Annotated in this window: 17 protein-coding genes and 2 pseudogenes; 16 read left to right on the top strand and 3 right to left on the bottom strand. The window is 61.8% G+C overall.

Features of this window, described 5'->3' with window-relative positions:
• The 14 genes and pseudogenes from MKK68_RS27425 to MKK68_RS27360 form a co-directional block, all read left to right on the top strand.
• Positions 1-257 (top strand): GlsB/YeaQ/YmgE family stress response membrane protein (locus MKK68_RS27425; RefSeq protein ID WP_244033539.1); only part of this gene is annotated, 257 nt, incomplete at its 5' end.
• Between the two features lie 2 nt (positions 258-259).
• A complete protein-coding gene (locus tag MKK68_RS27420) occupies positions 260-760 on the top strand; it encodes a YsnF/AvaK domain-containing protein (RefSeq protein WP_244033538.1) in 501 nt (166 codons plus the stop codon).
• Positions 757-1662 (top strand): YsnF/AvaK domain-containing protein, encoded by a 906-nt coding sequence (locus MKK68_RS27415; RefSeq protein WP_244033537.1) that lies wholly within the window; start codon positions 757-759, stop codon positions 1660-1662. The genes MKK68_RS27420 and MKK68_RS27415 overlap by 4 nt, the downstream gene beginning before the upstream one ends.
• Positions 1663-1773: 111 nt before the next feature.
• A complete protein-coding gene (locus MKK68_RS27410) occupies positions 1774-2154 on the top strand; it encodes a hypothetical protein (protein ID WP_244033536.1) in 381 nt (126 codons plus the stop codon).
• A 49-nt stretch (positions 2155-2203) separates the two neighbouring features.
• A complete protein-coding gene (locus MKK68_RS27405) occupies positions 2204-2899 on the top strand; it encodes a hypothetical protein (protein WP_244033535.1) in 696 nt (231 codons plus the stop codon).
• Positions 2900-2983: 84 nt separating this feature from the next.
• Positions 2984-3466 carry a YidB family protein gene (locus tag MKK68_RS27400; protein ID WP_243983632.1) on the top strand — a complete coding sequence of 161 codons (483 nt, stop codon included), beginning with the start codon at positions 2984-2986 and terminating at the stop codon, positions 3464-3466.
• A 135-nt stretch (positions 3467-3601) separates the two neighbouring features.
• A pseudogene (locus MKK68_RS27395) lies at positions 3602-3739 on the top strand (YidB family protein); the annotation flags it as partial.
• A gap of 111 nt (positions 3740-3850) precedes the next feature.
• The gene (locus tag MKK68_RS27390) at positions 3851-4042 is read left to right on the top strand and encodes a hypothetical protein (RefSeq protein ID WP_147726154.1); all 192 of its coding nucleotides are present in this window, start codon (positions 3851-3853) and stop codon (positions 4040-4042) included.
• A gap of 65 nt (positions 4043-4107) precedes the next feature.
• Positions 4108-4470: a CsbD family protein gene (locus MKK68_RS27385; protein WP_244033534.1), complete on the top strand. Its 363-nt coding sequence runs from the start codon at positions 4108-4110 to the stop codon at positions 4468-4470.
• Positions 4471-4513: 43 nt separating this feature from the next.
• Positions 4514-4927 (top strand): hypothetical protein, encoded by a 414-nt coding sequence (locus MKK68_RS27380; protein ID WP_244033533.1) that lies wholly within the window; start codon positions 4514-4516, stop codon positions 4925-4927.
• Between the two features lie 27 nt (positions 4928-4954).
• Positions 4955-5362, top strand: coding sequence for a phage holin family protein (locus MKK68_RS27375; RefSeq protein ID WP_244033532.1), 408 nt, complete (start codon positions 4955-4957; stop codon positions 5360-5362).
• Positions 5359-5715 carry a DUF3618 domain-containing protein gene (locus tag MKK68_RS27370; RefSeq protein ID WP_244033531.1) on the top strand — a complete coding sequence of 119 codons (357 nt, stop codon included), beginning with the start codon at positions 5359-5361 and terminating at the stop codon, positions 5713-5715. The genes MKK68_RS27375 and MKK68_RS27370 overlap by 4 nt, the downstream gene beginning before the upstream one ends.
• Before the next feature lie 321 nt (positions 5716-6036).
• The gene (locus tag MKK68_RS27365; protein ID WP_187275554.1) at positions 6037-6198 is read left to right on the top strand and encodes a hypothetical protein; all 162 of its coding nucleotides are present in this window, start codon (positions 6037-6039) and stop codon (positions 6196-6198) included.
• Positions 6199-6344: 146 nt separating this feature from the next.
• Positions 6345-7499 (top strand): YihY/virulence factor BrkB family protein, encoded by a 1155-nt coding sequence (locus MKK68_RS27360; RefSeq protein ID WP_244033530.1) that lies wholly within the window; start codon positions 6345-6347, stop codon positions 7497-7499.
• A 344-nt stretch (positions 7500-7843) separates the two neighbouring features.
• On the opposite strand, the gene MKK68_RS27355 is transcribed toward MKK68_RS27360, so the two are convergent.
• On the bottom strand, positions 7844-9310 hold the full coding sequence (locus MKK68_RS27355; RefSeq protein ID WP_244033529.1) for a pilus assembly protein TadG-related protein: 1467 nt from the start codon (positions 9308-9310) through the stop codon (positions 7844-7846).
• A gap of 292 nt (positions 9311-9602) precedes the next feature.
• Here MKK68_RS27355 and MKK68_RS27350 point away from each other — a divergent pair, with 292 nt between their 5' ends.
• Entirely contained in the window at positions 9603-10694 is a 1092-nt protein-coding gene (locus MKK68_RS27350) for a TadE/TadG family type IV pilus assembly protein (RefSeq protein ID WP_244033528.1), read from the top strand.
• A 1000-nt stretch (positions 10695-11694) separates the two neighbouring features.
• Complete coding sequence (locus MKK68_RS27345) at positions 11695-12288, top strand: TetR/AcrR family transcriptional regulator (RefSeq protein WP_244033527.1); 594 nt, start codon at positions 11695-11697, stop codon at positions 12286-12288.
• Positions 12289-12825: 537 nt separating this feature from the next.
• Here MKK68_RS27345 and MKK68_RS27340 read toward each other — a convergent pair.
• Together MKK68_RS27340 and MKK68_RS27335 are read right to left on the bottom strand one after the other, a co-directional pair.
• On the bottom strand, positions 12826-14517 hold the full coding sequence (locus MKK68_RS27340) for a methyl-accepting chemotaxis protein (RefSeq protein WP_244033526.1): 1692 nt from the start codon (positions 14515-14517) through the stop codon (positions 12826-12828).
• 548 nt (positions 14518-15065) lie between these two features.
• Positions 15066-15328, bottom strand: a pseudogene (locus MKK68_RS27335) (hypothetical protein); the annotation flags it as partial.

Below are 15328 nucleotides of genomic sequence, written 5' to 3'. Positions count from 1 at the left end.
CCCTCCTCGCCTGGATCGTGCTCGGCCTGATCGCCGGCTTCATCGGCAGCAAGATCGTCAACAACACCGGCCAGGGGCTCGTCGTCGACATCCTGCTCGGCATCGTCGGCGCCGTCGTCGGCGGCTTCCTGTTCAACCAGTTCGGCCAGCCCGGGGTGTCCGGGGTGAACCTCTACAGCCTCCTCGTCGCCGTCGTCGGCGCCGTGGTGGTGCTGTGGATCTACCACACCCTTATGGGCCGTCGCCGGGTTCTCTGACGGTGAGCGACCCCGCCGCCATCGAGCCGCTTCTCCCTGGAGCGCAGAACAAGCACGCGGCGGAGGTCGTCGTCGGCGAGAGCGTATCGCTTCCGCTGCTCGCCGAGACTGCCCGCATCGACAAGCATCTGGTCGAGACTGGGCGCGTGCGGGTCTCGACCCGAACCGAGACGATCGATCAGACCCTGCGCGAGACCCTACGCAGCGACCGGGTCGGGGTCACCCGGGTGCCAATCAATCGGACCCTGGCCGAGGGTGAGATGCCCCCGGTGGTTCGTGAGGAGGACGGGGTGACCATCATCCCAATCCTTGAAGAGATCCTCGTCGTCGAGAAGCGCCTCGTCCTGAAGGAGGAGGTGCACGTCCGCCAGGCCATAGCGGTCGAAGACGTCGAGGTCCCGGTGACACTGCGCAAGCAGCACGCCGAGGTCGAACGCGTGGATCCGGAAGGCCACGCAAGCGAGCAGATCAATCCCCTATCAAGCCAGGAGCAAACATCATGACGCAGACGATCACCGCGCTCTTCGATCGCCCGACTGAGGCACAGGCCGCTCAAGCCAAGCTCGTCGCCGCCGGCATCCCGCAATTGGCGATCAAGCTGGTGCAGGGAGCGCAGACGGCCCGCACCAGCGGCTCTTACGACTACCGCAAGGACGAGGGCGGGTTCTGGGGCTCGCTCAAGGATTTCTTTATGCCCGAGGAGGATCGCTATGCTTACAGCGAGGGTCTGAGCCGAGGCGGCACGCTGCTGACCGTGAGTGTCGAGCCGACGCAGTCCGACACAGTCTACGACATTCTGGAGCAGAACGGTTCGATCGATCTCGACCAGCGTGAGAGCGCTTGGCGCCAGGAAGGCTGGAGCGGCTACTCGGCCGGTGGAGCTACTGCAGCGAGCTCGACCACGGGTACGACGGCGACCGGAACGTCGGCTACGGGCGCCGCGGCCTTGAAGGCCGCCGGCACGACCACCGGCGAGTCGGACTACATCCCGGTCGTCGAGGAGCGGCTCAACGTCGGCAAGCGCATGGTCGACAGCGGCCGGGTGCGGGTGCGCTCCTACGCCGTTGAGAGGGCGGTAAGCGAGAACGTGACGCTGCACGACGAGACCGTGCACGTCGACCGGCGCGTGGTCGACCGGGCAGTAACCCCGGGCGACGAAGCCCTGTTTGCTGAGAAGGTCATCGAGGCGACCGAGATGCGCGAGCAAGCGGTGGTGTCGAAGGAAGCCCGGGTCGTTGGCGAGGTCGGCATCCGCAAGGATGCGGCTCAGCGCGTCGAGACTGTGACCGATAAGGTGCGCCATACCGAGGTCGAGGTCGAGGACGAGCGCGGCAACGTCAGCCGCACTGGCACGACCGGCACCACGGTGACGGACGCTGCGCCCAGCACCCGCAAGCCGGTCTGATCCATCCGAGAGGCGCTGCCTGGAGCTTGGACGCACCAGGCAGCGCACCATGCCGAGATCCGAGTTCGGGTCGGCCCGTTCTCGACCGCAACCCGTCAAACAGGCGCCGCCATGTCCTTGAACCGCTCACTTCTTCTGCTCTTGCCGCTGCTCGCGGCATCACCCGCATCGGCGCAGACGACCGTCACCGGGCAGCCGGCAGCGGGTGGGGTCTCCAGTGCGACCTCCGGTGGTCAGAACGCTGTGACGCGGCCGAACACGGATCACGCCAACACGACAGTGGTCACAGGAGCGGGAGCGAACGTCAAACTGGAGCGGGGCGCCAACAGCTTCACCGAGGGTGAGGCCCGCCGGCGTCTCGATCAGGCCGGCTACCACGAGGTCAAGAACCTCAAGAAGGACGGCGACGGCATCTGGCGCGGCGATGCGCTGATGGGCAGCAAGCCGGCCAGCGTCGGCCTCGACTTCAAAGGCAACGTCGCGGTGCGCTAGCCGCTTTCCGCGTTCGATTCATCCGGTTCAAACCCTTCGGAGTGCTTCCATGCCCACACAGACCCTCTCGGCCCTGTACGATCGCTCCGACGACGCTGCGGCGGCCGTGACGAAGCTGGAGGCGGCCGGTGTGCCGCACTCCGACATCAGTCTCGTCGGTAACAAGACGGAGACGACCACCACTGGAACGAGCGATCCGGTGGGCCATGCCACCAACGGTGCAGGGACCGGTGCAACCCTCGGCACGATCCTGGGCGGCGGTGCCGGTCTCCTCGCCGGCCTCGGGCTGATGGCCATCCCGGGCGTCGGTCCGGTCGTGGCTGCGGGCTGGCTCGTCGCGACGTTGACCGGTGCCGGCCTCGGTGCCGCGGCAGGTGGTTTGACCGGTTCGTTGACCAGCGCCGGCGTGAGCGAGACCGATGCGCATGCCTACGCTGAAGGCGTACGCCGGGGTGGTTCGCTACTGACCGCGAAGGTGGATGAGGCCCACGCCGTCGTGGCCATGCGCATCCTGGAGGAGCATGGCGCTGTCGATCTCGACGCGCGTACAAAGGGTTGGGAAAGCGAGGGCTGGAGCAGCAAGACTGCTGGCGCGTCGCACAGCGATACTTCGACCTTGATTGGTTCGGACGCAGCCGCAGGCTCGATCGTGCGCGAGAACGATGCGGTCGGCGCTCCCGTGGCTAGCCCGGATACACGGACGTCCGGTGCTCGCCGGGTGCGTGTCTACAATCACCCGGTCTGATCATCGGGATCCGCGCGCCAGCGCAGCCTTGGCATCAACCAATCCGATCAACCTGGTCGAAAGGCCGCTTCAGGAGTCCAGATCATGGGCCTACTCGACAGTATCATCGGCAGTGTGGTCGGCGGCAACGCCAGTCAGCAGCAGGGCGCCGGCGCCAGTCCCCTTGTAGGCGTCCTGATGAGCCTTCTGGCCGCACGGGCCGGAGGCGGCGGCCTTGGCGGCATGCTGGGCAACGCAGGTAACAGTCTTGGCAGTGGCCAGGGTGGTCTCGGTGGTCTGCTCGGAGGTGGCGGAGCAGGTGGGCTTGGTGCCCTCGTCGAGCAGTTTACCCAGGCCGGCCATGGTGGGGCAATCAACTCTTGGATCGGCCAAGGACAGAACCAGCCGATCGCACCGCACGATCTCGGAGCGGCGCTCGGTCCGGAAACAGTGGGGCAGCTCTCACAGCAGACCGGCATGGGAAGCTCCGACCTGCTGTCGCAGCTCTCCCACCTGCTGCCAGGTGTGATCGACCAGCTCACCCCGCAAGGCCGGATGCCGACTGAGCAGGAGCACGCACACTGGTAGCTCTTGTTACGCCTACCCAGGACAAAACGAGCTTTGCCGTTCTATTTGGATCAGCACAGAGGTGTTCGTCCTTGGCTCCTAACGACAACGCTTGCCTTTCTGATAGTCGGCAGCACCGAAGCCAACCACTAAGTATCGATTAGTCTAGACAAGCTCGATACTCATTCGAGACAGGCCGGCCTCTCCCGCAACGAGCTTCTTTCCCGGCTCTCATCAGAGCTTCCTTCGGCGGTGGACCGCTACACCCCCGGCGGCAGGCTGCCCGCCCACTGAGGCGTTGCACCTGAGGACATCCCGCACGCCGGTCGGGGCCTTTCCCAGCCGGACGCGCCGGTCGACACGACCGCAACGAGCACCGTGACGGTGCCACCCGAGGAACCCACCATGGCCAAGACCGCGCACGCTGAGGCTGCCAAGCACCACGAGGCCGCCGCCAAGTCGCACAAGACCGCCGCCGAGCACCACGAGAAGGGCGACGAGACCGCCGCCGCCAAGCACTCGAAGGAGGCCCATGGCCACTCCGAGAAGGCACACGAGAGCTCGACCAAGGCTCACGGCAAGAGCGCCAAGAAGTAACACACCCCATCCAACCGCCGGACGCGCATTCCGCGCGCCCGGCACCAACTTCGGAAAAAAAAACCATGGAAGAGAACCGCATCACCGGTGCAGCGAAGGAATTCGGCGGCAAGGTCCAGGGCGTCTTCGGCGACGTGACGGGTGACCGCGAGACCAAGGCCAAGGACGTCGCCAACGAGGCCAAGGGCAACGTCGAGAACCTGTACGGGCAGGCCAAGGACGCTGTGCGCGACGTTGCCGACCAGGCCAGTGACCTTGCGCAGGGTGCCCTGAAGCAGGGTCGCGACGCCTTCCCCGACGCCGAGCGCACCTACCGTCAGGGCGCCGACACGGTGACGAGCTACGCCAAGGAGTCCCCGCTGATGATGGCCGCGATGGCGGGCGCACTCGGCTACCTTCTCGCGATGGTCGTCCACGGCCGCCGCTAGGTGCGGCCCCACCCAAGCCGTCCCGCAGGTCAGGAGCAGCACCATGAGCGATCCCACCCGACTTGCGGGTCCGCCCCTCGCCGATGGCCCGATGCAGGCGCCACGCTCACCGGCTGGTTTGGCCGATGCCGTGCGCGACCAAGCCAGCGGCTATGCCGACCGGCACAAGATCGAGGCTGCAGGCTTCCTCTCCGAGCTCGCCGGCGCGCTGCGTTCGGGCGGTAGCCAACTCAATGGACAAACACAGGTAGAGCCGTTCGTCCACGCTGTCGCCGACAACCTCGACGCGTTCTCGGACCGTATCATACGCCGAGGCTGGCGTGAGCTTTACCGCGACGCCGAGGGGGGGCGCACTAGGCCACCCGTTGGCGACGGCCCTGGTGATCGGGGCGCTCGGGTACGGCGCTTTCCACGTCATCCAGTCCGGCGAAGGAGGTGCTGGCAAATCGCCCGGTGAACCCAGGCAGGCGTGGGGCGGGTACCCTTGAGCGCCGTCCCGCCACCCACGTCTCCCCATGGCATTCCCAGTTTGCTCGCCGAAGCGCTCCGGGGTGCAGGCGACGTCGTCCGGGGCGAGATCGCCCTGTTCCGCCAGGAAACAACCGACAGCCTGCGAAGCGTGGTCATCGGCCTCGCGGCGATGGCCGGCGCAGCGGTGTTCGCAATCGTCGGCTTCCTGGTCCTGGTCGACGCTTTGATGAAGTGGCTCGCCGCTGTCGTCGGCTCGGAGGCGCTCTCCGCCCTGATCGTCCGTGTCGTCTTCCTCGTTCTCGGCATCGTCCTGGTGCTGACCGCCAGGAGCCGGTTCTCGCTCAACGGGCTCATGCCGACTCGGACAGGCCGCCAGCTTCGGCAGGACACCACCGTTATCAAGGAGCACGCAGACGCATGATGAGTGATGCCGACGCTTTGGAGCACGAGATCGAGGCAAGCCGCGGCCGCCTGGGCCGGACGCTGGACAGTCTTACGCAGCGCCTCACCCCCACCGGCATCGTCGAGAACATGCTCGGCAGCATCCGCCACGACGCGACCGGGGCCGTCCTCTACGACGGCGCGCTGGAGGCTGTCCGCCGCAACCCGGTGCCAGTCCTCATGATGTGCCTCGGCACCGTGATGCTCCTCAAGGGCAAGGGTCCCATTGGAGGGGCTGCCTACCGAGCCATACGCGATCCGGATCGGTTCGCCGTACCGAGCACTGCCATTGCCTCGAAGCCTCCAGCTACGACATCGAAAAATTTCCGGTGACCGAGACAATGACAGTCCACGACGCAGAAATGGCCAGCGTCGAAAACAGCCCTGGGACGAGGCGATATGAGCTCGCCGCGACACTGGTCAAGCTTGGGATATTCGGCAGCAGCTTTCCGTCCAGTCAGCACCTGTTCTGGCTGGACCAAGTACGGCGCCTAAGCCCAAATAATCGCAATGCACTGACTCCCCACCCAGAGAAACGCATTTAATTGCAGCTCGCTAATTCGATGAAATAGCGAAAACACTGCGGCTAAAGCACTTCTTTTTCTCAATCATATACCCATTGCGTCGAGTTAAAAGTATTGAAAGGATTCTCGCATGACCATCGAGCAAGTCTGCCTGGTGGTCGTTCTAAACCTTCTCATTGGCATGTTCATCGCACGACTAAGGCACCTGCGTACGCCCCCATCCGCAAGCCTGATCTTGGTCGCGATGATCCTCACTGGCTTTGCGATGATCTGGCGCTCCCTCATGATCTAATATCGTCCACAGTCGACCTGCTTCTGATCACAGCGGTTGGAAAAATTGTCTGAGCGCATGGAATGGGTCGCAAGACTGACGCAGATGTGCGTACGCTGCCTCGACCCGAGGCCCCCCTTTTTTGAGCCTACTTCCCGAGATGCCCCATGACTGACCCTATCCAACAGCTAACCCCTCAGCCACGGACTGAGACCTCCCCAATAGTCTGGACCCTCTTTCTCGGAACCGCGCTTCTTGGATTGGTGGCTCTACCGCATCGCCGACTCAGTTCGCGCCCGGAAGGCGCATCGAGTCAGCTAGGCGCCGAGGAAGGCCCAAGAACCCACGAAGGAGCGGCCGCTTCCCAGGTCGCAGATACAGAGGTTGACCGAGGCCGTAAGGCGTCCACCCCATCCGAGATCCCGGCCAAAGGTTGGCTCGATATTGGCAAGCGCCTGTTCCAAGAGTTCGGAAACGACCGTGTGCTGCTGGTTGCGGCAGGAGTCACATTCTACGCCATCCTGGCGTTGTTCCCGGCCATTGGCGCCTTTGTCTCGATCTACGGCCTTGTGGCCGACCCTACGACCATCAATGGACAGTTGGCCTCTCTTCAAAGCGTCATGCCGAGCGGTGCCCTCGATATCATCGGCGAGCAGGTCAAGCGCATCGCAGCAAAAGGAGGCGGCACCCTCGGTTTCACCGCGGCCTTCGGCATCGTCGTGTCGATCTGGAGCGCCAACGGCGGCATGAAGGCAATCTTCGATGCACTAAACATTGTCTACGACGAGAAAGAGAAGCGCAACTTCTTCTGGTTAAACCTGAGATCTTTGACTTTCACAGCCGGGGCACTTTTATTTGTGGTTCTAGCTCTTGTTGGTATCGTTGTGATACCGGCTGCGCTAGCCTTGTTGAATTTGGGTTCGATGGAGTGGGTCATCGCCTTGGCACGATGGCCGATCCTACTCCTCGTTGTCCTAGGCAGCCTGGCGCTTTTGTACCGATATGGTCCGAGTCGGGAAGCTGCTAAGTGGCGTTGGGTCACGTGGGGAAGTGGCGTTGCTGGTGTTCTCTGGATTGTCGTGTCAGCGCTGTTCTCATGGTATGTGTCAAGCTTCGGCAACTACAACGAAACCTACGGGTCCCTCGGAGCCATCATCGGCTTCATGACCTGGATCTGGATTTCTACGACCATCGTCCTGCTCGGAGCGGAGTTGAACGCCGAGATGGAACATCAGACAGTCACCGATACGACCACCGGTCGGCCGGAGGAGCTTGGTGCACGCAAAGCGAATGTGGCTGACACGGTCGCCGCTTCCGCATGAAAAGCAGACGAGACGTGCGACCCATTGCGGTCGCACGTCTCGTCTGCATCGTGACAGACTCTGTATTTGCCTATCAGTACTAAATTTAACGATCACTCGCACATAAAAGATATTAATCCCATTGATTCGTATGCCGGGGATCCGAACGTCTTCCGCACATAGGCAGTCGGCGGTTCTCGACGCAACCCGGTTGCTTGGTTCGCCACAGGCGCTTCCAACGAGCGGCCATTCATCGGCTGTCCGGCAACTTCGACTAGGGGAATAGGCCGAAGCTCGGGCGGCGTTGGAAGGCGGACATCAAACTTTGCTTATTCACCAAACATTATATTTCGTTTCCGGAACTATCACTGGGTGAGCAGGAGCTTCCCCGAGATCGGACCAACGCCTTTAGGTACCGGCACGCTGGTAGCGTCGTAGTTCGAGTTGAGGTACAGGTTCGGCCCTTCATAGAGGTTGACTTGTGCGGCGACGATTACGGTGTAGGCGGACTGATCAGCCACAGGCTTGTCCGCGTCGATCACCAACCGGCCAACAGGTAGGTAGATCGTCCCCAGCATGGTCCGCGCGTCGCCACTGATAATGCGGTAGGTACGCAGAGGGCGCGTCAAACCTAGGGGCTGAGGTGTCGGCGACGGGGCCGGGGAAAGAGGAGAGAGCAAAGCGCCTACGAAGCTGATGATTGCGGTCGTCGGGTCGACAGGACTGCTGACAGTTCGATCTTCAGCCATCAATAGGCCGGCCATGATACCCGTAGTCGGAGCTGCTAAGCTGATTGTTGACTTTTTGTCGAACAGCAAACCAGCTTGATCTCCGGCAAAAAACAGGCCGACATCCGTACCTGTCAGTGAGCCCTTCTGATCCACCACGAGCGGCCCATCCTTCATAACGTAGATGCCGGATCGAAGAGTGACGTTTGCCTTCTTCGTGATGTGCAAGCCGCCGCAGTAAGTGCCGGGATCAAGGGTGACGCTCTGGTCGACAAGGTTCTTACTGGTATCACCCTTGCTGTTGGCCGAAGCCGGGATCAGCATGCAACTGCCCGGTACGGGTAGAGAGCGGTCTTTGAGCGGATCACCCAGCGTCGGACAGCCCGTTTGCGGTGGGGGTGCGAAGTTCGCTCGCGCTCCACTGTAGCCCCCCGCCGAGCAGATGGTCTGAGCTTTGGCCATGGCACTGTCGCCGCCGACCATGCCTTTGACGTTGGATGAATTTGAATAAAGCGAGCACCCATCTGCGGTGACCTCGGCCCTCTTCTGCAGGTTGAAGGCGCCGGGTGCGCTCTGGTCAAGGGTGAGCATGCACAGGCGCATTTTGCCAACGACGTTGGCTCGCGCTTGTACCGCCACCACCGTCGTACGAATGCCTACAAAGGCGCCGAAAGCCAGCCTCACCGTTTCCTCAGCGCGAGCGAACACACTTGTCTTATCTTTAGCTACAGTAACGGTGAGCGTGAATGGTCGATCCGGTAACAAATGGGCGCTGTCTCGAACCGTCTGTTCGGTCACGCCTTGGACTGATTCAACGGTCGATGATGCGAGCTTGAGGGTGTTACCACCGGCAAGGGTTCCCGCATCGACAGCACTCTGAAGTTGGGTGCGGCGGTACGAGAGGCGGGCATAGTCGACGCCGCCGCCGACGAGGCCAAGCAGTAGAGTTGCACTTAGACCGAAAATGATTGCGACACCGCCGCGGCAATCAACCAAGAAGCCATCTCGGCGACTTAGCGTACTAGGTACTTCGAAGCGCGGCTCATCGATGGCCACTTCTAGAGGGACAACCTTCACCTGGGGTGTATGAAAGAGCGATCGCATGGCACTTTGAATGACGGAAGAAAATCAAAATAGTCTTAAAGACGCGCAAAGACTGATGACTACGTCAAGCGATTGCTGGATAAGAAACGTGTTGTGACGGGGGGGCTATAACTCTGTTAAGCAAAAATTCATATTTAAAAGTAATATAAATTATCAACCCACAACAGGACATTTGAATGTAAATTTCTGCATTGGATGAGCATAACTTATTTTTAAGGCTGGTTGTATATGTATACCTCGTATGCTGCACGGTTTGTCTAGTTTTAAGCGGCAGCTACGTTGGGAGGTGCCCATGCAGTTGGGTAGGCAGTGCCGATTGGCTTCCTTTTTCAGCTCCGAAAGTGGCAATGTCATAGTAATTTTTGGGCTCACCCTGCCCCTCCTTGTCGGTGCGAGCGGCCTCGCGATTGACTACGGCAATGCTGTGCGTATCCGCGCTGTTGAAGCCAGCGTGGCCGATGCGACCGCCCTGCTGGTTGCGAACGCTGACACCGTCGCCGCTGCCACCGAAGGCCTGCGCCTGGCCAGTGCCCAGCTCACCTCGCAACTGGGTTCGGTCAAGACGACCAATGGCTTCCAAGTTAATGGTACGTGGGTTGACGGCGCGAACTACCGGGTGACAATCTCGACGACGCTGAAGACAAGCCTCTTGCACCTTCTACCCGGAATGCCAAGGCAGATTACAGTCGGGACTGCCACGACCGTCAATCGAGTCGCGCCTGTCTACCAGACCAGCCCGCCAACGTTTAGCCAGCTGTCACCTGAGGCTGCTGACTACAACCGTATCTACATGTACTGCTACTCGTCCGATCCAAAACGACAAGCCCAGGCCGACAAGGGTCGCCGAGGCATAGTCGCCATTGCCGACAATGGCACGCCTTCGACAGATTACTCTAAAGCCACCTTGCCCACCTGTGGCGCCAATGAAGCGCCAAGCTATATGCTGCATAACGTTCGAAACGCTCGCAGCAACAAATCCGCATGGAATGATACGAATCAAGAAACTTACGAGTATTATACCGATATGACCATTGATACGGGAACACGCGTACAGTCGGTGAGCATGAAGGGTTATCGCGTGTACAGCGGAACCACTCTGTCTCCGATCAATATGGTCTCAAATCCGATTTTGGAGACGATTGTCTGCGACACCCTGAGCCAATGCAAAAGTAAGTCGGACGGGGGCATCTTGCCGAATAGTCATACGACCCACAATCCCGCCACGGCGACCGCGAGTTGTAGCGATAACAAGTACATGTATTACGGCTGGGAAGATCGGCCGCCGAACGCTGGTAGCGACATGGACTATGACGATATTCGAGTCATCGTATCCTGTCCGACATTGGTGAAGGTCTCTGACAAGAAATTACGAATCGTCGAATAGATTGAATATATGCAGATTGGACACGTCGCTTGTGCGGCCGCCTCTTATGAGGTTTATCTCATGGAGGCCGGCTCGCCTATTGCATATTTGGGTACCTCCTGCTCGTCGCCTTGCTAGCACCCAGGAAGGGGTTATCCGACCGTTTTCCCGGCGATCAATTGAACCGGGGGGCCGCTGGCGAAAACGGCTGCAACTCTGTCGGTAAATCGTGTCGGCTATTTAAAAGTCGGCAAAACGTTCGCTTCTGATGGTGGTAGCGGCAATGCCTGCGTGTCCGGTTTGGTGTATCGCGCTACCTAAGCCGAATAGATGCATATCCCCTACTGTTCGCAAGAGCGGGGGCATACGTCGGCTTTCGAGCAATGATGATGTCGTCTCGTACGGCCGAGGTGGGTCACAATAAGTCCGTCTGCTTCGTCAACGGCCCGTTTCGAAATCGGCTGTCAGCCTTCGGCGATCGTGATTCGTTCTGGAAAGCTACGTACGGAATGGCGCCTTCAGGCGCCCCCTCCGACGACAGTCGCATGCTTTGTTGTGCCGGCGCGGGCGCTCGACCCTTGCGCCTACCCGCAAGCCCGGCGGCTCGTGTGGGCGACCGGGCTCGTTCGCGCCGGTGGGCGCGTCATGATCTGTCATTTGTGGTGTCCATCATCAGGGGAAGGGGCGAAGGCTTCTCACCGACCGTCCCGCGAGCGCTGTCCGAGCGCCGCGTTCTGCCGTCCCCGTCCTCCTTGGGCTTTTGGGGCGAAGGGCCTTCGCCGAATCCGTTTTGCTTGCCCCCTCCTCTCCGCTCCCGCGGCCGCAGAGGCCCGGGAGCGTGTCGTCTTTCCGTTTGTCCTGATGTTTGAACCTGCCGTCCCTCGGCGTGTCGTCAGCGCAGCAGCGCGTCGTGGATGACCCGACCAGCCGTACAGCTGAGTAATCGCTCACTCCTGGTTGCTCCGGCAGCCAGCACCAGCTACTCACTTGGTGAGCGATCACTCAGGATATTGAGGTACTGATGCCGCGTGGACGTGCTTGGGGCTTCGAACGGGAGCAGGCCCTAAGCCAAGCGATCCTGCTGTTCTGGGAGCGCGGCTACGGCGGAGCCTCGTACAAGGCCCTGCTCTCCGTGATGGGCGTTCCCCATCCCCAGAGCCTGATCGCGGCGTTCGGATCGAAGGCGAAACTGTTCGAGGCGGCGCTTGCCCAATACTGGGAGCACCGGCTCGGACCTGTTCTGGCATGTCTCGACGCGGACGAGCCTATCGCGGCGTTCGATGGCCTGCTCGACCGAGCCGCGCGGCTCTACACGGCCGAGGCTCCGGCGCTGGGCTGCCTGATCCTGACAAGCCTCGTGAACGTCAGACCGGAGGATGCCGAGGTGCGCGCGATCGTAGCCGCGTACCGAGGGCGGATCGTCGGCGCGATCGAGCAGCGTCTGGCCCGGGCGGTGGCCGACGAGCACTTGTCACCGGTGCTGATGCCTGCATTGACCCAACTCACCCTCACCACCCTCGCCGGCATGGCTCTGCGGGCGCAGTCCGGCACGCCCTACGAAGCGCTCATCCTCGGGATCGATGCTGTGATCGAGCCGCTGCAGACTGCGATCTGATCCCTGGGGCGGCCGCTAATCCCACCACTCGTCGCCGCGTCCACGGCCCTGCTGACCCTTGTTCGTCGTACCCACGCGAACTTTCCGTCGCGGTGACGGTGTCATGGGCACGACCTCGGGCAGAACTGGCACGGTCAGCGACTTGAGTCGGGCAGCCTGCTCGCGTTTCATGACGGCTTTCTCCAACTCAAACGATATCGCGGTCGAACTCCCACCGAACGCTTGAGCGGTCTCGTCCGCACGCATAGCGGCAGCTTGGACGACTGGAACGGGTGGTCTTCCGCCGGTCTGCTTTCGGGCAGTAATCGATAGAAGCGGACGTCGCTCGCGTGCCCGCTCACGACCCTTCACGGACCCTCAGATCGTCTGCTTCTTGGCCGTCGGGGGACCGGCATCTCGATCCTGCAGCGCACACCGTCTTGACCATCCATCTCGCCGACCCACGGCCGCTGCGCCGCCGCCGGTGGCAACACGCTGATGCTGGAGAGCTTGCCCGACAGACGACGCGCCCTTTGAGAGCGCGCCGTCTGGCCCACTCTAGGCTGCGCGCACCGTTGCGAGGAAACGGCCAACCTCGGCGGCTAGGTGCTCAGACTGATGCGACAGCTCCGAGGCCGCCCCCAGCACCTGGTTCGCTGCCACGCCCGTCTGCTCCGCAGCTCCGGCCACCCCCGAGATGTTGCTCGTCACCTCACCAGTCCCCATCGCGGCGCGGCTGACATTGCGGACGATCTCCTGAGTGGCAGCTCCCTGCTCGTCGACCGCGGTGGCGATGGCAGTAGCAACCGAGCTGATCTCACGGATCCGCCCGGTTATGCCGTCAATCGAGGCGACGGCTTGGCCGGTGGAGGCTTGGATCCGCGCGATCTGCCCGGAGATCTCGCTTGTGGCTTTTGCGGTCTGTTCCGCCAACGCCTTCACCTCGGACGCCACCACTGCGAAGCCCTTGCCGGCGGCCCCCGCACGAGCAGCCTCGATGGTCGCATTCAGAGCGAGCAGGTTGGTCTGCCCGGCGATACCCGAGATCAACCCGACAACGTCGCCGATGCGCGACACGGCGGTCGAGAGCTCGTGCACCAGGACGCCGGTTTGATCGGCATCCGCGACGGCCGCGCGGGCGAGCTCCGCAGAACCAGCGACCCGACGGCCGATCTCCTGAACCGAAGCACCCAGCTCTTCGGCTGCCGCCGCCACCATGTTGACGTTGGCCGCAGCTTCCTCAGCCGCCATCGCTACCGAAGTCGAATTCGAAGCGGTCTGCGCGGCGGTGCCCGCCATGGTGCGTGCCGTCGCCTGCATCTCGCCGGCTGCGGCATCCACCTGGGCCACGATCCCGTTGACCGTCGTCTCGAACGCCCGCGTCGTTGCATCGATCTGCTCGGCCTGACGCACCTTGCGCGCTTGCTCGACTGCGCGCTCCTCCGTCAGATCCCGCGCCGCCAAGGCGTTGTCCTTGAACGTGCGAACGGCGCGGGTGATGTCGCCAACCTCGTCCTGCTGCCGCGTCTCGGGCACCATGACACCGAGTTCGCCTTGCGCGAGCTTCAACATCACGGCGGTCAGTGGGCGAAGCGGGCGAATGGCGCGGTAGGCCCAGATCGCGAAGCCGCAACCGACAAGGGACGCGATCGCGCAAAGGGCGAGCATCAAAAGGGTGAAGGCATGGGACACTGCGCGGACGTCGGCACCGGTGGCCTGGTTACGGGCCTCCTGGAGGTCGATGAAGCGGTTGATGCGCGCCAGCCACTCGACGAATGCCGGCCGGGCGTCTTGCATGAGCATCGTCCGAGCTTTGCCCGTGTCGCCTGCCTGCTGACTTTCGATGACGTTCTTCATCAGAGGCAAGGTCTTCGCCTCAGTTTGCTTGATATCCCCGAGGATCGCGCGCTCCTCGACCGAGGTATCGGGTCGTTCGGCGAACATCTGGTCCATGCTCGTCGCCGATCGCGCATAAGCTTCGGTCAGGCGCTTGATATCGGCCAACACTGCCTCACGGCCGGACTGATCGGCGACAAGCGTAAAATCGCGAAGACTGATCGCTCGATCGTGCACGCTGCCACGGAAATTGATCGCGTAGCGCTGCTTGACCGAGTTAAGATCATTGATTTCTTTGAGCTTTTCGTCGATATTTTCGACCTGCACGATGCCGTAGCCGGTCAGAACAACCATCATCGCCAGCAAGACGACGTAGCCAGTCACAACCTTTGTGCTAAGTTTGAGTTTTGTCACGTTGATCCCCGCCCCAAAAGCAAGCCTGGGAAATCTAAGCCAGACACCTTAACTATTCTGCCGACGCTGAACCTCTATCATCAAACGATTTGTCAATGCAACTCTAGGCAGCAATCCTGCAGTGTACAGCTACCGTTCTGCGGCGCTCGCCTTCATGATCGTAGCGTTGATGCCGTCCGCTATGAGGCTGCTTTGAGCTGAGCCCATGTTGATGCGGAAAACCGCCGCGCGCGTAATCGCTCAAACGTCCGCTCCCGGAGCACCAGGGCTGAGTTGCAAACGACCAGGTTGGGTCGAATGCTGAACGTCCGCTTCTGGCCGGTCGATCAACGCGCTCTCGTGCCTCTATACCAACGCCCGTCATCCGTACGCTGAGATCAAACGAGGTATGCTGGGTCACCCCGCTCCGACCCCCTGTGGAACGGCGGAAGTAGCCATTGAAAGCGTACGCGGGATCGTATCAACTGCATGTACGTATGAAGCTGAAGTGCATGCAAAAACAATGGCTTAGGTAGCGGCTGGGGTAACCGGGGCAGATCACCGGGCGGTCATGCTGTTGCGGCGTTTCTGACAAGGTCCGGCAGGGGCGGGACGGTTGCGCTGTCTGGGATGCCGAGGCGATCGCCGAGGTATCGGAAGAAGGAGACGTCGAGCTGGGCGCAGGTCTCAATCAGGCGAAGCATGAGGTCGCGGGCGGTGGGGCCGGCCTGGTCCATGGTGCCGCCGGACGTCTTGCGCTTGGCCACGATGGTCCGTATGTCGTTTTCTGACCGGTTGGTGTGGGGCGGGTTTTGGGGCCGCCGACGGACCG

Source organism: Methylobacterium sp. E-016, assembly GCF_022829745.1.
Lineage (GTDB): Bacteria > Pseudomonadota > Alphaproteobacteria > Rhizobiales > Beijerinckiaceae > Methylobacterium.
The sequence above is the reverse complement of the archived record's forward strand: the minus strand, read 5'-3'. Positions and strand labels throughout refer to the sequence as shown.